General features: G+C 61.6%; 20 protein-coding genes. 15 read left to right on the forward strand and 5 right to left on the reverse strand.

Features of this window, described 5'->3' with window-relative positions:
* Window positions 1-23 precede the first annotated feature (23 nt).
* The 6 genes from yajC (at window position 24) to G359_RS08695 (ending at window position 6,786) form a co-directional block, all read left to right on the forward strand.
* Window positions 24-362, forward strand: coding sequence for a preprotein translocase subunit YajC (gene yajC, locus G359_RS08670; protein WP_045835795.1), 339 nt, complete (start codon window positions 24-26; stop codon window positions 360-362).
* Between the two features lie 88 nt (window positions 363-450).
* Window positions 451-2,070 carry a protein translocase subunit SecD gene (gene secD / locus G359_RS08675; RefSeq protein ID WP_045835796.1) on the forward strand — a complete coding sequence of 540 codons (1,620 nt, stop codon included), beginning with the start codon at window positions 451-453 and terminating at the stop codon, window positions 2,068-2,070.
* A gap of 18 nt (window positions 2,071-2,088) precedes the next feature.
* Window positions 2,089-3,060 (forward strand): protein translocase subunit SecF, encoded by a 972-nt coding sequence (gene secF / locus G359_RS08680; RefSeq protein WP_245280125.1) that lies wholly within the window; start codon window positions 2,089-2,091, stop codon window positions 3,058-3,060.
* Between the two features lie 28 nt (window positions 3,061-3,088).
* Entirely contained in the window at window positions 3,089-3,466 is a 378-nt protein-coding gene (locus G359_RS08685; protein ID WP_045835798.1) for an Mth938-like domain-containing protein, read from the forward strand.
* Between the two features lie 39 nt (window positions 3,467-3,505).
* The gene (locus G359_RS08690) at window positions 3,506-4,339 is read left to right on the forward strand and encodes a squalene/phytoene synthase family protein (RefSeq protein WP_045835799.1); all 834 of its coding nucleotides are present in this window, start codon (window positions 3,506-3,508) and stop codon (window positions 4,337-4,339) included.
* A 20-nt stretch (window positions 4,340-4,359) separates the two neighbouring features.
* Window positions 4,360-6,786, forward strand: coding sequence for a hypothetical protein (locus G359_RS08695; protein ID WP_045835800.1), 2,427 nt, complete (start codon window positions 4,360-4,362; stop codon window positions 6,784-6,786).
* A 5-nt stretch (window positions 6,787-6,791) separates the two neighbouring features.
* Here the strand turns inward: G359_RS08695 and trmFO are convergent, their stop codons facing one another.
* Window positions 6,792-8,225, reverse strand: coding sequence for a methylenetetrahydrofolate--tRNA-(uracil(54)-C(5))-methyltransferase (FADH(2)-oxidizing) TrmFO (gene trmFO / locus G359_RS08700; protein WP_045835801.1), 1,434 nt, complete (start codon window positions 8,223-8,225; stop codon window positions 6,792-6,794).
* 199 nt (window positions 8,226-8,424) lie between these two features.
* Window positions 8,425-9,795, reverse strand: coding sequence for an Nramp family divalent metal transporter (locus G359_RS08705; protein ID WP_045835802.1), 1,371 nt, complete (start codon window positions 9,793-9,795; stop codon window positions 8,425-8,427).
* Between the two features lie 238 nt (window positions 9,796-10,033).
* On the opposite strand from G359_RS08705, the gene G359_RS08710 reads away from it, so the two are divergent.
* The 4 genes from G359_RS08710 (at window position 10,034) to G359_RS08725 (ending at window position 12,665) form a co-directional block, all read left to right on the forward strand.
* Window positions 10,034-11,140, forward strand: coding sequence for a DUF2157 domain-containing protein (locus G359_RS08710; RefSeq protein ID WP_045835803.1), 1,107 nt, complete (start codon window positions 10,034-10,036; stop codon window positions 11,138-11,140).
* A complete protein-coding gene (locus tag G359_RS08715) occupies window positions 11,137-11,724 on the forward strand; it encodes a GDYXXLXY domain-containing protein (RefSeq protein ID WP_045835804.1) in 588 nt (195 codons plus the stop codon). Before G359_RS08710 ends, G359_RS08715 begins: the two co-directional genes overlap by 4 nt.
* A gap of 65 nt (window positions 11,725-11,789) precedes the next feature.
* Window positions 11,790-12,137, forward strand: a complete 348-nt coding sequence (locus G359_RS08720) for a RidA family protein (RefSeq protein WP_045835805.1) — start codon at window positions 11,790-11,792, stop codon at window positions 12,135-12,137.
* A gap of 180 nt (window positions 12,138-12,317) precedes the next feature.
* Window positions 12,318-12,665 carry a hypothetical protein gene (locus G359_RS08725; protein ID WP_045835806.1) on the forward strand — a complete coding sequence of 116 codons (348 nt, stop codon included), beginning with the start codon at window positions 12,318-12,320 and terminating at the stop codon, window positions 12,663-12,665.
* Window positions 12,666-12,760: 95 nt separating this feature from the next.
* On the opposite strand, the gene G359_RS08730 is transcribed toward G359_RS08725, so the two are convergent.
* Complete coding sequence (locus G359_RS08730) at window positions 12,761-13,660, reverse strand: DUF937 domain-containing protein (protein ID WP_045835807.1); 900 nt, start codon at window positions 13,658-13,660, stop codon at window positions 12,761-12,763.
* A 258-nt stretch (window positions 13,661-13,918) separates the two neighbouring features.
* Here G359_RS08730 and G359_RS20000 point away from each other — a divergent pair, with 258 nt between their 5' ends.
* Together G359_RS20000 and G359_RS08740 are read left to right on the forward strand one after the other, a co-directional pair.
* Entirely contained in the window at window positions 13,919-14,365 is a 447-nt protein-coding gene (locus G359_RS20000; protein ID WP_082072877.1) for a VrrB protein, read from the forward strand.
* A gap of 262 nt (window positions 14,366-14,627) precedes the next feature.
* Complete coding sequence (locus tag G359_RS08740; protein ID WP_045835809.1) at window positions 14,628-16,784, forward strand: sodium-translocating pyrophosphatase; 2,157 nt, start codon at window positions 14,628-14,630, stop codon at window positions 16,782-16,784.
* Window positions 16,785-16,865: 81 nt separating this feature from the next.
* On the opposite strand, the gene G359_RS08745 is transcribed toward G359_RS08740, so the two are convergent.
* Entirely contained in the window at window positions 16,866-17,120 is a 255-nt protein-coding gene (locus G359_RS08745) for a hypothetical protein (RefSeq protein ID WP_045835810.1), read from the reverse strand.
* Window positions 17,121-17,289: 169 nt separating this feature from the next.
* Window positions 17,290-17,724 (reverse strand): outer membrane protein assembly factor BamE, encoded by a 435-nt coding sequence (locus G359_RS08750; RefSeq protein WP_245279966.1) that lies wholly within the window; start codon window positions 17,722-17,724, stop codon window positions 17,290-17,292.
* Window positions 17,725-17,961: 237 nt separating this feature from the next.
* Here G359_RS08750 and G359_RS08755 point away from each other — a divergent pair, with 237 nt between their 5' ends.
* From G359_RS08755 to plsX, 3 genes are all read left to right on the forward strand, one after another.
* The gene (locus G359_RS08755; RefSeq protein WP_245279967.1) at window positions 17,962-18,498 is read left to right on the forward strand and encodes a ubiquinol-cytochrome C chaperone family protein; all 537 of its coding nucleotides are present in this window, start codon (window positions 17,962-17,964) and stop codon (window positions 18,496-18,498) included.
* Window positions 18,495-19,016: a YceD family protein gene (locus G359_RS08760; RefSeq protein ID WP_045835812.1), complete on the forward strand. Its 522-nt coding sequence runs from the start codon at window positions 18,495-18,497 to the stop codon at window positions 19,014-19,016. The genes G359_RS08755 and G359_RS08760 overlap by 4 nt, the downstream gene beginning before the upstream one ends.
* A 238-nt stretch (window positions 19,017-19,254) precedes the next feature.
* Window positions 19,255-20,340, forward strand: coding sequence for a phosphate acyltransferase PlsX (gene plsX / locus G359_RS08765; protein WP_045835813.1), 1,086 nt, complete (start codon window positions 19,255-19,257; stop codon window positions 20,338-20,340).
* Window position 20,341 lies beyond the last annotated feature (1 nt).

Genomic DNA, 20,341 nt, shown 5'->3' on the forward strand with positions numbered 1-20,341 from the left:
CATCCAGAGGACTATCCTTTCCAATGTTTACGACTTCCGCATTCGCGCAGACTGCCGCAGCCAGCCCCATGGATCCCCTGGGCGGCCTTCTGATTCCGATGCTGGCGATGCTGGCGATCTTCTACTTCCTGCTGATCCGTCCGCAATCGCAGCGCGCGAAGCAGCTCCGCGAGCGTTTGAACGCCGTCCGGCGCGGCGACACAGTCGTGACCGCTGGAGGTATGCTCGGCAAGGTTACGAAGGCCTCTGACACGAGCGACGAAATCGAGGTCGAGCTCGCCGACAATCTGAAGGTCCGCATCGTGAAGGGCACCCTTCTGGAAGTGCGCACCAAGGGCGAACCTGTCAAAGACGCAACGTGATTGACCGTCGCCCGCGTGCGAGAACGTAGCTGCGCCAGGTGCGCAAGTTTTGATCCGCGCATCTCCTAACGCCTGAGACCCTATTCCGATGCTGCAATTCACACGCACGAAAATCATTCTGATCCTGCTGACCTGCCTCGCAGGCTTCCTGGTCGCGATGCCGAACTTCTTCTCGAAGGAGACGGTCGCGTCGTGGCCGTCCTTCATGCCGAAGAAGCAACTGCCTTTGGGTCTCGACCTTCAAGGCGGCGCGCATCTCCTGCTCGCGATGGATCAGGACGAGATCAAGAAGGATTGGATGAACAACTTGCGCGATGAATCGCGCAAGCTCCTCCGCGATGCGAAAATTGGATTTACCGGCATCGGCGTCCAGGGCACGCAAATCGTCGTCAAGCTCGCAAAGCCCGAGGAGCGGGACGCAGCGATCAAGCAATTGGATAAGGCGCGGCAATCGATCGGCAGCGCCGTGCTCGGCACCGGCGGTTACGATATCGAGGTTTCGGCCGGCAACGATCCTGGCACGATCATCGTCAAGCCGACGGAGGCGGGCCTACGCGCGCGTATCTCTAACGCCGCTGCCGCGTCGATCGAGACGATCAACCGCCGCGTGAACAATCTCGGCACGTCGGAATCGACGATCGTGCGTCAGGGCACCGACCGCATCCTGATCCAGTTCCCCGGCCTCAAGGACACCAAGGAGCTGAAGGCCCTCATTGGTGAAACCGCCAAGCTGACCTTCCACGAGGTGCATCCCTCGCTCAGCGCCGAAGAGGCGAAGCAGACGAGCATTCCCGCAGGCTACAAGATCTACCCCGGCGACAGGAGCGAAGGCCCCGCAGAATATCTGCTGCGCGAGCAGCCCGTCGTGCAGGGCGATGACCTCGCCGACGCGCAGCCGGGCTTCGACAGCCGCACCAACGAGGCGGTAATCAACTTCCGCTTCAATCAAAGCGGCGCGCGCAAGTTCGGCAATTTCACGAAGGATAATGTCGGCAAGCCTTTCGCGATCGTGCTCGATAACAAGGTGCTTTCAGCGCCCGTTATCCGCGAGCCGATCCTCGGCGGTTCCGGCCAGATTTCCGGCAGCTTCGATGTGGATAGCTCGAACCGGCTCGCCGTTCAGCTCCGCTCCGGCTCGCTGCCCGCGAAGCTGACGATTGTCGAAGAGCGCACGGTAGGTCCGTCGCTCGGCGCCGACTCGATCGCTGACGGCAAACGCGCCGGCATCATCGGCGGTATTGCGGTCATCATTCTAACGGTCCTCGCCTACGGCACGTTCGGCATCTTCGCCTGCGTCGGCCTCGTGGTGCACTTGATCCTGACGCTCGCGCTCATGACCCTCATCGGCTCGACATTGACGCTGCCCGGCATCGCAGGTTTGGTCTTGGGTGTCGCGATGGCCGTCGACGCAAACGTTCTGATCTACGAACGCATCCGCGAAGAGTTGCGGGCCGGCAAATCGCCGATCGCCGGTATCGACGCAGGGTTCCAGCGCGCCTTCGTGACGATCGCCGACAGTCAGCTGACGACGCTGGCTTGCGCGCTCATCATGTTCTGGCTGGGCTCTGGTCCGATCCGCGGCTTCGCCGTGACGCTGACCATCGGCATTCTGACATCGATCTTCGCGTCCGTGACCGTCGTCAGACTGCTCATCTCGTTCTGGCTCAAGGCTCAGCCCAAGGGCCGTATCCAAACCGTGCCGGTCTAGGAGACCACTTCCGTGTTGATGAAACTTATTCCGGTCTTCAAGGGCTTCGACTTCTTCCCGCACGACCTGAACTTGCCTTTCATGAAGTTTAAGGCGCCGGCGCTGGTCGCGTCTGTCGTCGCGATGCTGGTCTCCATCGGCCTCTGCATGACGTTAGGCTTGAACTATGGCGTCGACTTCAAGGGCGGCTCGCTGATCGAACTGCAGACGAAGAGCGGCAACGCCGATATCTCCGCGCTGCGCGACAAGCTCAACGCGCTAGGATTCGGCAACGTTCAGATCCAGGAATTCGGCACGCCGAACGACGTGCTCGTGCGGCTCGAGGAGCAGCCGGGCGGTGAAACGGCCCAGCAGCCTGCCGTCCAAAAAGTCCTCGACTCGACCAGCGCCGACTACGTTCAGCGCCGCGTCGAAGTCGTTGGTCCCGCCGTATCGAGCGAATTGCGCATGACCGGCTTCATCGCGGTCGCCGCAGGCATCTTGGCGATCGTTTGTTACGTCTGGTTCCGGTTCGAATGGCAGTTCGCATTAGGCGCCGTCGTCGCCCTGAGCCACGACGTGCTGTTGACCGCGGGCATCTTCTCGCTGTTCCAGCTCGAATTCGATCTCTCGACCGTCGCCGCACTTCTGACCATTCTCGGATACTCCGTGAACGACACCGTCGTCGTGTCGGACCGAATTCGTGAGAACTTGCGCAAGTTCAAGAAAATGGAGCTGAACCAGCTTCTGAACCTGTCGATCAACGAGACGCTGTCGCGCACTATCCTGACGGGTGTGACGGCAATCGCAGTGTTGGTCTCGCTCTACATTTTCGGCGGCGAAGTCATCCGCAGCTTCAACCTCGCGATGCTCTTGGGCGTCGTGATCGGCACCTACTCGTCGATCTTCATCGCCGCTCCGCTGCTGGGTTACCTCGGCGTCAAGCGCGATTGGAGCGACGCTGCTGCGAAAGCGGTCGCCGCCACCAAGACGAGCCGCGCCAAGGCCTGACGCGGCACGAACGAGGAACGCCGCCGTTATGCCGCCCGAGGTCGCCCGCTATCCCTATGAAACGGCGATCACGGCCTACGGCAACGGCGGCTTCCGTTTCGCGGAGATGAGCCATCGCGGCTCGATCATCTGCCTGCCAAGCGGCGTTCATGCCTGGACTGCGACGAGCGTCGAAACGCTCGATGCGAAAGACATCGACTTTCTTCTGAGCCGCCTCGAGCCTCCGATCACGGTCCTCCTCGGCACGGGCGAGAAGCAGCTTTGGCCGTCACCCGAAGTCTATTCGGCATTCGCGAAAGCCGGTATCGGCCTCGAACCGATGTCGACAGGGGCCGCAGCGCGCACGTACAACATCCTGATCGCTGAAAAGCGAACGATCGCAGCGGCGCTGATCGCAGTTCCGTAGCGGCCGCCTAACCTAGCGCCTCCAATCCGCGAGTGACGTGTGACGAACTCCGATACGCGAGCGATCGATTTCGATGCGGTACGATTGGCCGCTCGAACATACGCGCCGGATCGCTTCTATGCGGCGCTCTTCGCACCCATTGAGGCGCGCGAAGATCTCATCGCACTAGCAGCGTTTACCGGCGAGATCGAACGCATATCGCGGCAAGTCAGCGAGGCCGCTCTCGGTGAAATTCGTGTCGCGTGGTGGCGCGACTCGTTTCTGAGTCGAGGCGAAAGCGGACGTTCCGGCAATCCCACGCTCGATGCTTTCGCGGAAGTCGTTCGCCTCCGCGCGCTTTCCCTCGGGGCTATCGAAGACTATCTCGCAGCTCATGCGGACGATCTTTACGGCGAGCCGCCGGCGAACGATGCCGAACTCGCCAAATCGATGCGCATCATCGATGGCACGCCGTTCCTATTCGCGGCGTCGATCCTCGGGGTTACGCTGGATGAGCCGCTTATCGACGCCGCGGCCCGCGCTTCGGGCTTCGCCCGCATAGGCCTCGAACTGCCGTATGCTCTCATGCGAGGCCGGGCGCTGCTGCCGATAGCCCGATCACCCAACCCTTTTGGACCGGATGAGCCGGAAGATTGGCGCCCGCAAGCGGCATGGCTCGCGAGCGAGGGACGCCGAGCGCTCGCCGAAGTGCGACAGCAAATCAAGGGCAAACCGAAGGCCGCTACAACGGCTTTCTTACCGCTTGCCCTCGTGGAGCCCTATTTTCGCGCTTTGCAGAACCCTCGACACGAGCCGGCGCGCGACATCTTGGAAATCGCGCCTATCGCTCGATTGTGGCGTATTGCACGCGCGCATTGGTCAGGTCGCATCTGACGGCCAAGCGAAGAGGGCAGATGGGATTTTTCTCAAGACGGGCGCTGCGGGCACTCGCAGCAGGGCTGTTCTTTTCGCTTTTGTGGACTGCCGCAAGCATCCTTGCGCCGGATCAGGCCGAGGCAGGCTCGCCCGTCATCGCCTGGCGCCTCGAGAACCCCTTCCGCTTCTTCACTGATCCGCATGATACGGAAGCCCACCGCGCCACCTATCGCGCTCTGGGCCCGGCAGAGCGTAGCACTCCGATTTTGTCGGCAGAGCACGCGCTTCAGAGCGGCGATCGCGACGGCTGGGCCGCATCGATGTTCCGCAAGACGTGCTGGAACAACAACCGCTTCAAATGCGACGCCTACGACGATTACATCAATCCGTCGAACCACGCCGTCATCGTTCAGGTGATGGGCGTCGACGACGCATCGACGCTCACCTGCAGATGGCTGACGGCGCCGCGCGGCGATTCCAAAAATCCTCGCGGCGAAGCAATCACGCAATCGTGCAGCGAGCAGGCGCGCTTCGTCGTTCCCTACCCCGGCGGCATGATGGTGACCGTTGAAATCGGCGGGAGAGAAATTGCCAAATCGCTGATCAAGGTTCGCGACATTCTGGTTGCCGGAATGGGCGACAGCTTCGCATCCGGCGAAGGCAATCCCGATCGCGCCGTTCGCTTTTCGCGCGAGCGCACATCGGACTACAGCACCGTCGGATTTTATAGCGGCCTGACTGGATATCCCGCGCGCATCGGGCCATGGCGCGATCTCGGCGATAAGACCTTCATCAAGGAGAACGCGCGCTGGCTCGATCAAGCCTGCCATCGCTCCCTCTATTCCGAGCAGTTGCGAACAGCGTTGCAACTCGCCATCGAAGATCCGCATCGCGCCGTGACGTTCGTCGGCGTTTCGTGCGCAGGCGCCGAAATCACCGACGGACTTTTTCTTCGGTACAAAGGGAACGAATGGGTCCCCGACCCGCCGCGCCTTTCGCAAATCTCGGCGGTCGCCGAAGCGCAATGCGGGAACAATCAGACCCAGGCTCTCGATCTTCCCGAGGCCTTCCATATGAACGGTACAATTCCCGAATTACAGAACATCATCCTCCGCAAGTGCCCTCAGGATGACGCGCGCAAAATCGACCTCGTGTTGCTCTCCATCGGCGGCAACGACATAGGCTTCTCGCGCCTTGTGGCAAATGCCGTCCTCTCAAACGAATCTCTGCTGCGGGAACTCGGCGGCTGGCTCGGCCAAGTTCACGGCGAGGCGGAAGCCTCCGCCGAACTCGATACCCTGGGTGCGCGCTATAAGTCGCTCAACCGCGCCATTCACAGCATCCTCTACGTGCCCTGGCAGGAGAGCGATCGCATATTGCTCGTCGCCTATCCGGGGCTCGCCCTTGACGGTGACGGTAGCCAAATGTGCGGCAGCGGCAACGCCGGCATGGAGATCGTGCCCGACTTCCAATTGGACCGGACCAAGCTGAAGCTCGGCACGTGGTTCGCCGACAAGCTGCATCGGCTCATGCGCGACAGCGCTCATGAATTCGGCTGGACGTTCGTTGAGACGCACCGGCGCGCATTCATCGGCCGCGGGATATGCGCGGGCTTGAGTGTCGAAGGCGTGAGCGAGGTCGATGACCTTCGGCTTCCGCGCAAGATCGACGGAATGTGGACGCCCTATAACCCGGCCGATTATCAGCCTTACGCTGCGCGTCAGCGTTGGTTTCGCACGCCGAACGACGCCTTCATGACGGGCAATTTCCACGTCGCTGCCGGATTGTTGACGAAGGTTCTGCGCATCGAGCCCTTCGCGCCGTTCCAGCTTGTGTTGGCGTCGACGTACTCAGGTGCGTTCCATCCGACAGCTGAAGGTCAGGCCGCCATCGCCGATGCCGTCGTCGACAAAGCACGTGCAGTGCTCGCGAAATACGGAGCGGGACCGGATGCCGATCCGACGGGCTACACGGTGCCGTCGCCTGAAGATGTGGCCGCGCCCGCAGTCCCTGAACCCGATGCGCAAATTCCGGATATCAATTCGCTGTTGGCCAAGCAGCCCGTCGATAAAGGCGTAACGAGCGCGGGGCCGGCAAAGCCTTCAGGTCCGCTCAACGCTTTGCCTGCTGCCGCTGCTACAGGTCCCGACGATGAGGAAACGCCATCCGGCCCGACCGTTGGCGTGACGTCGGGTCCTGAGGACGAGGTGCCGTCGCAAGCCGTTGTCGGACGGCCCGCGACGGAGACGGCGGTCGTTCCCGCAGTGTCGTCTCCCGCAGCCGCGCCCGAGGGCACACCGATTGAACTCCGCCCGCTCAACCGCGGCACGGAGCAGACGCACTCGGAACCGGTACAGGCAGCCCCGCCGAGCCCAGCCCCGGTGAGCCCAACCGCGCCGAGCGATGCGCCATTCACGCCGCAGCGTTTTGCACCGGCTTCAGGTGCCGCGACGAGTGGACAATAAGATCTTCAAGCGGATCGTTTTGCTGGGATAGCGTCGCCAAGCCAGCCCGCGAGATCGGCAAGCGCGCGGCGCGACATCGTCCGCTTCTTTTCCCGCCCGCGCTCCGGCCCCTTGAGCCGTTGACCGTTTTGATCGTGCGTCGGATTGACGGCGAGGTCGGGAAGCAAACCGTAGTTGATGTTCATCGGCTGGAATGAGCGGGCAGCGCCGCGCTCGCTGTCGTCGCTGATCAGATGTCCGCCGGTGATGTGATTGAGGAGCGCGCCGAGCGCCGTCGTCGCGGGCGGCGCGGTGGAAGCAGCACCCGTCGCGTCCGCGGCAGCGAAGCGCCCCGCGAGCAAGCCGATGGCCGCGCTCTCGATGTAGCCCTCGACGCCCGTGATCTGGCCCGCAAAGCGCAGGCGCGGCATCGCCTTGAGCCGCAACGAACGATCGAGCAGCTTCGGCGAATTGAGATACGTGTTGCGATGAAGGCCGCCGAGGCGCGCGAATTCCGCGTTTTGCAAACCGGGGATCATCCGGAAGATGCGGACCTGCTCGGCGTGCTTCAGCTTCGTCTGAAAGCCGACCATGTTCCAGAGCGTGCCGAGCGCGTTGTCCTGGCGAAGCTGAACCACTGCATAAGGCCAACGTCCCGTACGCGGATCGTCGAGTCCGACAGGCTTCATTGGTCCGAACCGAAGCGTCTCGCGCCCGCGTTCCGCCATGACTTCGACGGGCAAGCAACCGTCGAAGTACGGCGTGGACGACTCCCATTCCTTGAAGGACGTCTTCTCGCCCGCGAGAAGCGCATCGACGAACGCCTCGTATTCCTCTTTCGACATCGGACAATTGAGATAGTCCGCACCCGTCCCCGCAGGACCGGCCTTGTCGTAACGTGACTGAAACCACGCGATCGACGTGTCGATGGAATCGCGATGAATGACGGGCGCAATCGCGTCGAAGAACGCGAGCGAGTCTTCGCCCGTGAGCGTTGCGAGCGCCGCGCTCAACGCAGGCGACGTGAGCGGTCCCGTCGCGACGATGACGTTCGCCCAATCGTCCGGAGGCAAACCGTCGAGTTCCCCGCGCACGATCGTAATCAGCGGATTAGCCGAAATGCGCGCCGTCACTTCCGCGGAAAACGCGTCGCGATCGACGGCGAGAGCGCCGCCTGCCGGCAGCTTGTGCTCGTCCGCAGCGGCCATGATGAGCGAACCCGCGCGGCGAAGTTCCTCATGCAGCAAGCCGACCGCGTTGTTCTCCCAATCGTCCGAACGGAATGAGTTCGAGCAAACAAGTTCCGCAAATCCATCGGTCTTGTGAGCTTCCGTCGAGCGAACCGGCCGCATCTCGTGCAGCACGACGGGCGTGCCAGTCGCCGCGATTTGATGGGCGGCTTCCGAGCCCGCGAGCCCGGCGCCAATGACGTGTACGGCGGATGGTTTAACGGTATGCACAGTGGCTCCACGGCGTGGGAACGATGTTCCGGTGAGTATTTGAAGCGAATGGCCCGGTGCTCATCGACGATGCGCAGGAAGCACCCGAGCGGCCTGTCGCCCGATACTTAAGCGGGCGGGCACGGGCTTGCAACGAGTTGTGGCGGTTGCGCTGTTTTCGACCAGCTTTTCTGGGCCGATCTGCCATTAGGCCGCGGGTTTAGCCCGCGAAATAATCCCACGTCAGCTTCACATTGAGCGCGATGATCGTCACCGCAATGATCCCAGCCGCAATGGTGAGCCAGCGCGGCGAGACGAGATCGCCAAGCTTGCTGCGGCTCGCCGTGAACTGCACGAGCGGCACGATTGCGAAAGGAAGCTGCAAGCTCAGCACGACCTGCGAAAGGATCAGCAGCTTCGCCGTTTCAGCCTCGCCGTAAAACAAGGTTACTCCGGCCGCAGGTAGCAGCGCGACGGAACGCGTGATGAGCCTGCGCTGCCAAGCCGGCAGCCTGATGTGCAGAAAGCCTTCCATGACCGTCTGGCCTGCGAGCGTCGCCGTGACGGTCGAATTCATGCCGCAGCACAAAAGCGCAATGCCGAAGAGCGTCGGCGCTATCGCCGATCCGAGCAGCGGATGCAGTAGCGACTGCGCCTGGCCAAGCTCCGCCACGCCGGTGTTTCCCGATTTGTAGAAGGTCGCGGCGGCGAGGATCAGGATCGACGCGTTGATCAAAAGCGCAAAGCTCAAGGCGACCGTCGAGTCGATCGTCGCAAATTTCAAAGCTTCGCGCTTCTCTCTTGTCGAGGTTCCGAAAGCGCGCGTCTGCACGATCGCCGAATGCAGGTAGAGATTATGTGGCATGACCGTTGCGCCGATGATGCCGAGCGCCAGATAGAGCATCTCGGGATTGCGCACGATATCCGTCGTCGGCGCGAAGCCGCGAATGACGGCACCCCATTCCGGATCTGCGAGCGCGATCTGAACGGCGAAGCAGATCGCGATGACGCCGAGCATGGCGATGATGAAAGCCTCGAGATACCGGAAGCCCAGGCGCTGCAACAGCAGCACGACGAAGACGTCGAGAGACGTCAGCAGCACACCGATCTCGAGCGGGATGCCAAACAAAAGATTGAGACCGATGGCCGTTCCGATCACTTCCGCGACGTCGGTCGCGATGATGGCAATTTCAGCCAGAAGCCAAAGTGGAAATGCGGCCCATCGGGGATAGCCGTCGCGGCAGGCCTGCGCCAGATCGCGTCCGGAGCCGATCGCGAGGCGCGCGCAGAGCGATTGCAGGATGACCGCCATGATGTTCGACAGGAGCGCGACGAACAACAGCGCGTAACCAAATTTCGATCCGCCGGCGATGGACGTCGCCCAATTGCCGGGATCCATATAGCCGACCGCGACGAGGTAGCCGGGACCGAAGAACGCTGTGAGACGCCGCCAGGAACTCGCATGGCCGGCAACCTGAACGGTCCGGAAAACTTCCCCCAGCGAGCGTTCCAAAACAGGCTTCCGCCAGCTTCCGTCAGCAGAGACGACTGCATCGGCCGGAGGAGCGGCAGTTTCCGTTCGGGCGTCCATCAAGCCACCTTTTGCAAATGACAATCATTCGCAACTAGAGTGGTCGAGAAGAGGCTTGGCGTCAAGAACCGGGGCGAGGGGGCTGCTGTGACAAATGCGGTAAGCTCGAAATTGGGATAAATCGCGAGAGGCGGGGGAATTAGCCGGCATCACGGCGCTGCCGCGGTCTAGCCAACGCCTTGCCTCCGTGGTCCACCATCAATCCCATAAAGTCGCGATTCCGGTGGTGAAGCCTCAAATGTGGTCCCCGTATAAAAGACGTATCAAGCGCGATCTCGAGCGCTGGCAGTCCAATGGCTGGGTGAGCGGAGAGGGGCGGGCGGCGATCCTTGCCGACGTCGAGAGCAGCGGACGTGAACTAGGGCTGGCTCCGGCACTCGGAATTCTCGCAAGCATTCTTTTCGGGTTCGCCGCGATTTCGTTCGTCGCTGCCCACTGGGAGGACGTGCCTCGGCTCGGCCGCCTGCTATTGCTGCTCGCTCTCGTGTGGGCCGGTTATGGGGCGGCAGGATGGCTCGTCTCGCGCGGGCACACTTTGCTGGCCGATGCAGCCGTGTTGTTCTCTTGCGGAATGTTCGGCGCCAGCATCATGCTGATCAGCCAGATGTACAACATCGGCGGCAACCCATCGGACGGCGTTCTGATGTGGTGGATCGGGACACTCTTCGCCGGAGCCTTGCTGAGATCGAATCCGGCGCTTGCCCTGACGATGGTCCTCGTCTGCGTTTGGTCGTACTTCGAAACGTCAGAAAAGAACGGGGTCCACTGGGCATTCCTTATCGGTTGGGGTCTCGTCACCGCCGCTTTCATATGGCAACGCTGGCGGCCCGGTCTCCATCTCTCCGCGCTGACCTTGGCAGCATTCGTCATTTCGCTCGGCTACCAACTGGACGGGGGACATGCGCATGGGCTCGTTGCCATAATCGGCGCGCTCGCTGCTGCGGCCGCCGTCGCGGCGGAAAAACTGCGGCCGGATATCGATGAAGCTCTCGACCATATCGCAGCACCGCTTTTCGCGTACGCGCTCGCCGTCGCTGTCTCCGGACTATTCGCGTTGCAATTCTTAGAGGTCCCATCACTTGGAAACCTCATCGCGCTTGCTACGATATCGCTGATCCTGATCCTTGCCGCCATCGCCTACGCGCTGTCGACCGGAAACCGTGGCGCGCTCTGGATCGGCTATATCGGCTTCTCGGCTGAAATCCTGACCCTGTACGGCGTCACGGTCGGTTCCATTCTCGGGACGTCGCTGTTCTTCCTGATTGCAGCGATCATCGTTTCGCTTTTGGCGTATGTGGCCTTGCGATTGGCCAGGCAGAGCGCAAGCACAGGACGACCGGCATGATCAGCAAGCAAAAATTAGTCTGGCCGCTGGTCGCGGTCGTGGCAGTCGCTCAGTCGGCAGCTCTCTTCGATATGGTCTACGCGCGCGATCGCCTTCTGAAGACGGGACGCGAAATTACACTTGCCGTCCAGCCGCTAGATCCCCGTGATATTTTCCGCGGCGATTACGTGACGCTCGGCTACGACATCAGCGGGCTGAAGAAGTCGACCACCGAAACGGACCCCGACTTCAGCGGCCTCTCGCGCGGCTCGATGGCGTACGTCACCCTTGCCCCGGCGCCGGATGGCAAGTGGACTGAGACGCATGTGGGGAGCCGGTACCCATCTCAAGTTGCACCCGGGGAGGTCGTCCTCAAGGGCCGCGTAAAGTATGTCTGGAATGCCGGCAACGACGCGGAAATGACCATCCAAGTGCGCTACGGCATTGAAAATTACTTCGTTCCCGAGGGCACGGGCCGCGCCCTGGAGGATAAGGTCAGGTCCCATGAGATCAAGGCGATCGTCGCGGTTGCCAGCGACGGCACCGCAGCACTCAAGGGTCTGATCGTTGACGGTGAGCGGCACGAGGACCCACCGCTTCTTTGAGGCTTCAGGCATGCCCGGCCACCTGCTATGAGGCGGCCGGACAAAACCGGAAATGGAGACCTCAAGTGACCGTCACCCGCTATGAAACTTCACCCGTCTATTCGAAGGTCACGGAGGCCAACGGCTTCGTGTTTACGGCAGGCGTTATTCCGACGGACCTTTCCAAGGACGTCGAGGGCCAGACCGCCGAAGTGCTCGCCGAGATCGACCGTCTCCTGGCGCTCGCCGGTACCGACAAGACGAAAGTCGTGCAGGCGACTGTCTGGCTCAACGACATCCGCCATCGCGATGGCATGAACAAAGCCTGGAGCGTGTGGCTCGACGGCAAGGGCGCACCCGCTCGCGCATGCGTCGAAGCCAAGGTCATCGATCCGAGAATGCTCGTCGAGATCTCGGTCGTCGCCGTCAAGTAAACTTGAGAACTGCCGGAGCGCGAATGAAGAGTTTGCGCTTCGGCAAAATATCTGTGCCCCGATTACCTCTTACGAAGAAATTCTTCTGCGGCCGCTCGAAAAGCTATCGAGAGCGTCGCTGAATCTGCGAAATACGCGGATGGGGGATCTGCCCTCGAATGTCTTCGGAGACGGGAAAAAATGATTCGCTTCGGATTGATGAGGCCGGCGTTCGCCGTGGCCGCGCTTTTTGCCTGCGCCGCCCCCGCGTTCGCAGACGAAACGGGCGTAGCTGCTATTCACGAACAGCGCCGCGAGGGCGGCCGCACGTGCTTCGTCGACCATTACCACTATGGGTCGAGTTCGGGCCAGCCGTCGAAGAAGGCGGCTCTCGCTGTCGGCATCAAATCCTGGGCCGACTTCACCGATTTCGAATATGGTTCGAACTGGGCACACTGGGGCCGCGCAGCGGAGAAGAGCGCGAAGTGCTCGCAAGCTGGAATCGGCGGTTCCTGGAGCTGCGATCTCAGCGCCAGACCTTGCCGCTAATGGAACCCTGCCACTAGGGGCAGTTTTCCTCGGGGTATAAGAAGGCCGCGCTTTCGAGCCGGCCTTTTTCTCTTTTGGATCGAAGGGAAGGCCGCCTAGCGCCGCCCCAAAACTTGCCCGAGCACACGGCGCGCGGTCGACGCGAGCCAGCGGACAAGGAAAAGCTTGATCATCGTGCCAACGACGCCGCTGTTTGAGCCGAGGAGATTTCCGAGGATCGAGCGGATGACATTTTCCAAAGAGCCGCCGTCGGATCCCGGAACCTGCTGACCGCCGCGGCGAACGATATCGGGAAGACGGCTATACGGGTTGTCTTCAGGCTCGGACGCCGGCCCGGGACCCGGATATCGATTGCGCCGTCCGAGACCAGGAATATCATCGCCCGGAACCGGTAGAGGACTGCCGCCGTTGATCGGTCCGCGCGGTTTTTCCGGCCCGTTCCCTCCGAAGGGCGGCTGCACATCGGGTTTTGAGTACACGTCTCTTCCACTTGGCGGAAACGTATCGCCCGGCATGGGCAACGGACTTCCGCCTGCACCTGAAAACCCCGGGAGGGTGCTTGCAACCTTCGCGATTGCGGGGGCCGATTGCCGTTGCAGTTCGCCAACCATTAGGGTCGCGACCACGGGCAAAAGCTTTTGGACGGTGGCGGCGTCGACGCCCGAGGTCGATGCAGTTCGCGCTGCGATTCCGCGGCTTACATGCTTGTTGCCGATCAACACATTGAGGATCTGATCACCGTTCGCAGCAACGTCTGGCGAGGTGAAATCCGCGACATCGGACGGCGTGCGGCTGGCGCCCGGCGAGGTGACGAGTGAAAGCACGTCGGCCACACCGCCGCGCGAAAGCATGGAGCGTTGGATGCGGGCTTGGAGTTCATCCGCAAGCGAATAAACGGCGCTTCGTGCGCTTTGCTCGTCGATATGAAATGCATCGGCTATTCTTCCGATGAGTTCTTGTCCCGTTGCACTCCGGAAGCTGTCATCAATGGTCACGCCGGCCTCCGGTGATGGTCGAACTCGTGAGCTACCTAGCACGGCGGCCAACTGGTGACAGCATTCGCGAAGTATTCGCGATACAAGTCGTCTATGACATTGTTCGTCGATCGCTGCATGCGTTTTACTGATGCGAAGAAGGTACAGTGATGTGCCCGACAAACACGAGCAACCGGAGCGGGGCAATAGGCGTATAAAGTGCACCGGGCGTACGCCCGGAGAAGATGTCTAAGGGCGAATGCCCCTGTGGAGAGACAGATGCGAAAGCTCGTAATGTCCTTGTCCGTACTCGCGGGACTTCTGATCGCGGGAACACTTCCTGCGTCCGCCAACGCGGCGGCCGGTTTAACAGCAATGCATTTGAAGGTCGAAAAAGCTTCGGGCCTCGTGACTGAGGCCCGCTGGCATCGTGGGTGGGGTCATCGTGGGTGGGGTCACCGAGGATGGCCCCATCACCGCGGCTGGGGTCGCGGTTTGTATTTCGGATTTGGGTGGCCATACTACTACGGCTACTACCCCCGCTATCGCTACTATGACGACGACTATTACGGCGGCCCATATTATGGGTACGGCTATGGCTACGGCCACCGTCATTGGCGCCATCGCGGTTGGGGCCATCGTGGCTGGCATCATCGCGGATGGGGCGGCGGCCGGCACCACGGCGGCTGGGGCCACCGCGGACATGGCGGCCACCACCGTCGCTAGAATTGATCCAAGTTCTCAGATGACTTTCGAGCGGTCCGCGCGGATCATCCGTCCGGACCGCTTTTTGCGGGCATTCGCTCATCGCCCGAGTTGCAACACTGCGACACTTTTGGCATGGTCCGCGCGGCTCTCTGCCGACAACGCAATATTGAGAGAGCAAAATGCCGGGGGCGGGATGCTGTTTCGGCAGCGCCTGAAAGCACCTGGAATGCGGGTCTGATCGAACGGACCTCGATGGAAGCGTGCCAAAAGGGACCACTCAATGAGCAATATACTTTGGGGGATCATCGCCTGCGGGGCGTTGTCGATTCTCTACGCATTTATAACCGCGAAAAACGTGCTGAGTGCCGACCAGGGCAATGCCCGGATGCAGGAAATCGCGGCCGCCGTCCGCGAAGGGGCGCAGGCCTATCTCAATAGACAGTACCGCACGATCGGCATCGTCGGCGTCGTGATTTTCGTATTGGCGTGGCTGCTTCTGGGGCCGCTTCAGGCATTTGGATTTTTGATCGGCGCGGTGCTCTCGGGTCTTGCCGGCTTCATCGGCATGAACGTGTCGGTCCGGGCCAACGTTCGAACCGCTCAGGCGGCAACCGTCTCGCTCGCCAAGGGGCTCGATATCGCCTTTAAGGCCGGTGCCATCACCGGCCTTTTGGTTGCTGGCTTGGCGCTGCTCGGCGTCGCTGTCTACTACGCATTCCTGACGGCAGGACTTGGCAAGGAAGCAGGTAGCCGGGACGTCGTCGACGCGCTCGTCTCGTTGGGCTTCGGCGCCTCGCTCATCTCGATCTTCGCCCGTCTCGGCGGCGGCATCTTCACGAAAGGTGCGGACGTCGGCGGCGATCTCGTCGGCAAGGTCGAAGCCGGCATCCCCGAAGACGATCCACGCAATCCCGCAACCATCGCCGATAACGTCGGCGATAACGTCGGCGACTGCGCGGGCATGGCGGCGGACCTCTTCGAAACCTACGCCGTGACGGTCGTCGCGACGATGGTTCTGGCCGCTATCTTCTTTGCTGGTCAGCCAAACCTCGGCGCCTTGATGCTTTATCCGCTCGCCATTTGTGCGGCCTGCATCGTGACCTCCATCGTCGGCACCTACTTCGTGAAGCTCGGCACCAACGGTTCGATCATGGGCGCGCTCTATCGCGGCGTGATCGCATCGGCGGTTTTGTCGATACTCGGTCTCTACGTTGCCACTGAATATGTGCTCGGCGGTTTCGGAGACGTCGGTACGGCAGCTGGACAGACCATTTCCGGCTGGAACCTGTTCCTCTGCGGTCTCGTCGGCTTGGCGCTGACAGGCCTCATCGTCTGGATCACCGAATACTACACCGGCATCGGATACCGTCCGGTGAGGTCGATCAGCCAGGCGTCCGTTACCGGACACGGCACCAACGTGATCCAGGGTCTCGCAGTCTCTCTTGAAGCCTGCGCGCTCCCGACGATCGCAATCGTCGCCGCCATCATCGCGACCTATAAGCTCGGCGGTCTCTTCGGCACGGCGATCGCGACGACGACCATGCTCGGTCTTGCCGGCATGATCGTTGCCCTCGACGCCTTCGGTCCGGTGACGGACAACGCCGGTGGCATTGCCGAGATGGCCGGTCTTCCGAAGGAAGTACGCCGCTCGACTGACGCACTCGACGCCGTTGGCAACACGACGAAGGCCGTCACGAAAGGCTACGCGATCGGATCAGCCGGTCTCGGCGCCCTCGTGCTCTTCGCCGCCTACAATTACGACCTGCAGCACTTCATCGCCGAGGGCAACGCTCCCGGCGCGACGGGCTACCAGTTCTTCAAGGACGTGCAGGTGAACTTTGGCCTCGACAATCCCTACGTCGTCGCCGGCCTCCTGCTCGGTGGTCTCATCCCGTTCCTGTTCGGCGGTCTCGCCATGACGGCTGTCGGCCGCGCGGCGGGCTCGATCGTCGAAGAGGTGCGCCGTCAGTTCAAGGCGAACCCCGGCATCATGAAGGGCACGTCCAAGCCCGACTACGCCCGCGCCGTCGACTTGCTGACGCGTGCAGCGATCAAGGAAATGATCGTGCCGTCGTTGCTTCCGGTTCTCTCGCCAATCGTGCTGTTCGTCGTCGTCAACGCGATTGCGGGCAAAGGCGCGGCATTCTCCGCGGTCGGAGCGATGCTGTTGGGCGTCATCGTCACCGGCATCTTCGTCGCCATCTCCATGACGTCGGGCGGCGGCGCCTGGGACAACGCCAAGAAGAGCTTCGAGGACGGCTTCGTCGACAAGGACGGCGTCAAGCACATGAAGGGTTCGGAAGCCCACAAGGCATCCGTAACCGGCGATACGGTCGGCGATCCCTACAAGGATACGGCCGGTCCAGCCGTCAACCCGGCGATCAAGATCACCAACATCGTGGCGCTCCTGCTGCTCGCCGTGCTCGCGCACTGGTAATCGGCGACGCGCCTGAAACGTCGAAGGCCCCGGAGCGAACTCCGGGGCCTTTTTATTTTTTGCCCGACGAAGAGAGCAGGGCTACCCCACCAGATTCGGATCTTCGCTGTCGTGCTCGTGCCCAATGGCTTTGAGTAAGCGCTTGTCGAGAAGTTCGGGCTTCAGAAGCACCTTTTCCGAGTGCACATCTTTCACCGCCGATCGCGGCAAGACGAACTCTCCGGCGTTCTCCACGTAAATGACGATTGAGGTTGGCGTGACTTCGCGGACGGCGCCAATGCCGTCCTTGCCGTCCGCCAGGAAAACCATGAAGCCAACTTCGATGTATCCAGTCATTTGCTACCCCGGCGCGATTGCGTTGAGGGCCGACCATGGAACGAGGCGCCGGCGCTGGGTGAATCTGCTTCTTCCACGGCGCCGTTTCAAGCGCGGCGCCGCGGTTGGTAAACTATGGCAATTCCTGTCGATTAAACGACGAACCGGATCAGGCTAACAAATGGCTTTCTCAGCCGCCGCCGAAGAGCTGCTGCTTGCCGAGGTTGCGGAAGAGCGCCTTCAGGATGCCCTCGTCCTTGCCGCCAGGAGCCGGCGTCTTCCGGCCGATGAAATCGAAGATCTTTCCGTCTTTCAGTCCGTAATTGGCAATGCTGTCGACCGTGCCGCCTTGATTGAAATAAACGGCCACCACTTGCCTATCGGTCTCGGTCGGAAGGAAAAACGACTTCTGACTGTCGGTGCTCGATATGTAATAGAAGGCTCGCCCGTCGCCGACCACGGCAGTGGTCGCAGGAGTGCCAAGCGCCGTGCGCACCTGATCCTGGCTCATCCCGGCCTGGACGGACTGCAGGTCCGTTGCCCGGAACTGCTGACCGTGTTTGGTGATCGTTGGCGTGCCGCACGCAGCCAGCATGACGGTTGACGCGACGACCGCCGAGGCCAATAAGCCCGATCGGAATATCGCGGTTAAATGCCGACTTCTTTGGCCGTGCTGTCTCATTTGAACTTTCATTGGCGCGAATCTCTTCGCCCTATCGCCGACGAGTGTTTAGATTGTGCGTGAAAAGCCGGCAACTGCGCGCCCCCGTGGCCGCCCGGTATGATCCCCAGACATTTGTTCTGCTCATGCTGCTAACCGAGGACCCCAACGATGTTGCGATGGCTGACGCAGCGAGCCGATATGAGCCGCAAAGCAGAAGAGCTTTATGGCAGCGTCGTGACCGCGGCGCGGCAACCGGCTTTTTACGGCCACCTCGGCGTCCCGGACACACCGGAAGGCCGGTTCGAGCTGGTCGCGCTCCATCTTTTTCTGGCGCTTGAGGTCCTGCGCGGTAAGGGAGCCGCCGCAGAACAGCTGGCCCGGCGGACGATTGAAACATTCGTCGTCGATATGGACGATTGCATGCGCGAGATGGGGGTGGGGGATCTAACGGTGCCGAAGAAGGTTAAGCGGGCAGCGGCAGCCTTTTACGAGCGCGCCGCAAGTTACCGCAACGGCTTGGCCGAGGGCGGAAGCCCTCAGCTTTCCAAAACCCTTCGCGGCTATGTTTTTGGAGGCTCAGAGGACCGGGAAGGGGACGCCACCGCACTTGCGGTCTATATGCAGGCCGCTTCATCGGCTCTATCGGACCACGCATTCGATGTATTCGTGAAAGATGGAATTGCGAGCCGGCTGCTCGCCTCCGCCACACCAAAACGCAAGGTATCAACGACGTGACTGACCAATTGAATTGGATCGAAAAATCGACGGACATTCCGGCAGGTGGATTGCAGCGCGAACGCGAGGCGACGCCCGCGGAGTGCCAAGCCATTGCGCAGGCTCTCGATATCCTGAAAGTCGGCAGCCTTTCCACGCACTATCGCATCAACGCGATTGCCGGAGATGGCTACCGGCTGCGCGGCACGGTCGTGGCAGTCGTGGAGCAGGCGTGCGTGGTGTCACTTGAGCCCGTCAGCGGCAATGTAAACGCCAATTACGAGGTCGAATTCTTCCCCTCGGTTGACGCCCCGGAAGGTGAGGAGGAGGAAGCCAGCATCCTCGGTGTCGCCGACGTCGAATTGCTCGAGCACGGCGTCATTCCCGTTGGACGGATCGTCTACGAGACGTTGTCAGCTTCCCTCGATCCCTATCCGCGCCGACCCGACGCCGAGTTCAATTGGCAGGACCCAAAGGCAGCCGAGCCCGAAAAGGTGAGCCCCTTCGCAGCCTTGTCCAAGCTCAAGACGGACCGGTGATATCGGGCATCCGATAAGGCTGGGGGGGCGGTACGCCACCCTATCCGGCGGTCGTATGTGGAGAAAAAGTCAAGCGAAAACCGGAAGATGTGAGTGCTTCTGTCACGAGGCGCGATTTCGCCTTGTGGGCGAGCCTCAAAAGGCTATGGTCTCGCCGAATTTCGGGGACAGATAGACCCATGCCGGGTCTGGCACTACTCCTCTGTGCCAATACGACGTCAACGGCAATCGACAAGAAATGGCGAGTCCAAAGACTATTGCACTCGACGCAATGGGTGGCGATCACGGTCCGGAGGTTGTGATCCCCGGAGCCGCATTGTCTCTCGAGCGTCAACCTGCGCTGAGTTTCATCCTGTACGGCAACCAGCCCCGTATCGAAGCCGCGCTTGCCCAGCACGCGGCGCTTCGAGCGAAGTCGCGGGTCGTCCATACCGATCACGTGATCGCCATGGACGAGAAGCCGAGCCAGGCCCTGCGGCGCGGCAAGGGCTCCAGCATGTGGCTGCCGCTTGAAGCCGTGAAGTTGGGTCAGGCAGACGCAGCGGTCTCGGCCGGAAACACCGGCGCCCTGATGGCTATCGCCAAACTCGTGCTTCGGCCGATCGCCGGCATCGAACGCCCGGCCATCGCAGCCATCTGGCCGACCATAAAATCGGAATGCATCGTGCTCGACGTCGGCGCCAACATCGGCGCGACCTCGGGCCAGCTCGCTGATTTTTCGCTGATGGGCGCCGCGATGGCGCGCGCCGTGTTCCACATCGAAAGGCCGTCCGTCGGTCTGCTGAACGTCGGCACTGAAGAAATGAAGGGCAACGAGGACGTGAAGGCCGCGCACGCGCTGCTGAAGTCCGTCGATGCCCTGCCGCTCGAATATAAGGGCTTCGTGGAAGGCGATCAGATCGGCCGCGGCACGGTCGATGTTCTTGTCGTCGAAGGCTTCGCCGGAAACATCGCACTGAAGACCGCCGAGGGCACGGCCAAGCAGATCGGCGCCTATCTCCGCGCCGCGATGACGAGTTCTGTGCTGAGCAAGATCGGCGCCTTCCTCGCGCAAGGTGGTTTCCGCGTACTGAAAGACAAAATGGATCCACGCCGCGTCAATGGCGGCACGTTCCTCGGCCTCAACGGCATTGCGGTGAAGAGCCACGGCGGCACGGATGCCTTTGGATTTGCGAGCGCCGTTGATCTTGCGTACGAGATGGCCGATTCCGGACTGATCGCGCGCCTGACGGCGGATATCGACAGTTTTCATCATAGGCTTTCGGCTGCTGGCGGCGGTTCGCAGCCGCAAGGCGCAACCGGTACTCCGCTCGGAAAGGCATAGA

It is taken from the genome of Hyphomicrobium sp. 99, from assembly GCF_000384335.2.
Classification (GTDB): Bacteria; Pseudomonadota; Alphaproteobacteria; order Rhizobiales; family Hyphomicrobiaceae; genus Hyphomicrobium_B.

Excerpts from the sequence above, each read along its gene's own strand:
- G359_RS08740 (WP_045835809.1), top strand. The coding sequence starts at position 14,628 with ATGAGCAATATACTTTGGGGGATCATCGCCTGCGGGGCGTTGTCGATT.
- yajC (WP_045835795.1), top strand. The coding sequence starts at position 24 with ATGTTTACGACTTCCGCATTCGCGCAGACTGCCGCAGCCAGCCCCATG.
- G359_RS08710 (WP_045835803.1), top strand. The coding sequence starts at position 10,034 with ATGTGGTCCCCGTATAAAAGACGTATCAAGCGCGATCTCGAGCGCTGG.
- G359_RS08685 (WP_045835798.1), top strand. The coding sequence starts at position 3,089 with ATGCCGCCCGAGGTCGCCCGCTATCCCTATGAAACGGCGATCACGGCC.
- secD (WP_045835796.1), top strand. The coding sequence starts at position 451 with ATGCTGCAATTCACACGCACGAAAATCATTCTGATCCTGCTGACCTGC.
- G359_RS08705 (WP_045835802.1), bottom strand. The coding sequence starts at position 9,795 with ATGGACGCCCGAACGGAAACTGCCGCTCCTCCGGCCGATGCAGTCGTC.
- G359_RS08745 (WP_045835810.1), bottom strand. The coding sequence starts at position 17,120 with ATGACTGGATACATCGAAGTTGGCTTCATGGTTTTCCTGGCGGACGGC.
- G359_RS08695 (WP_045835800.1), top strand. The coding sequence starts at position 4,360 with ATGGGATTTTTCTCAAGACGGGCGCTGCGGGCACTCGCAGCAGGGCTG.
- G359_RS20000 (WP_082072877.1), top strand. The coding sequence starts at position 13,919 with ATGCGAAAGCTCGTAATGTCCTTGTCCGTACTCGCGGGACTTCTGATC.
- G359_RS08715 (WP_045835804.1), top strand. The coding sequence starts at position 11,137 with ATGATCAGCAAGCAAAAATTAGTCTGGCCGCTGGTCGCGGTCGTGGCA.
- G359_RS08725 (WP_045835806.1), top strand. The coding sequence starts at position 12,318 with ATGATTCGCTTCGGATTGATGAGGCCGGCGTTCGCCGTGGCCGCGCTT.
- plsX (WP_045835813.1), top strand. The coding sequence starts at position 19,255 with ATGGCGAGTCCAAAGACTATTGCACTCGACGCAATGGGTGGCGATCAC.
- G359_RS08755 (WP_245279967.1), top strand. The coding sequence starts at position 17,962 with ATGAGCCGCAAAGCAGAAGAGCTTTATGGCAGCGTCGTGACCGCGGCG.
- secF (WP_245280125.1), top strand. The coding sequence starts at position 2,089 with ATGAAACTTATTCCGGTCTTCAAGGGCTTCGACTTCTTCCCGCACGAC.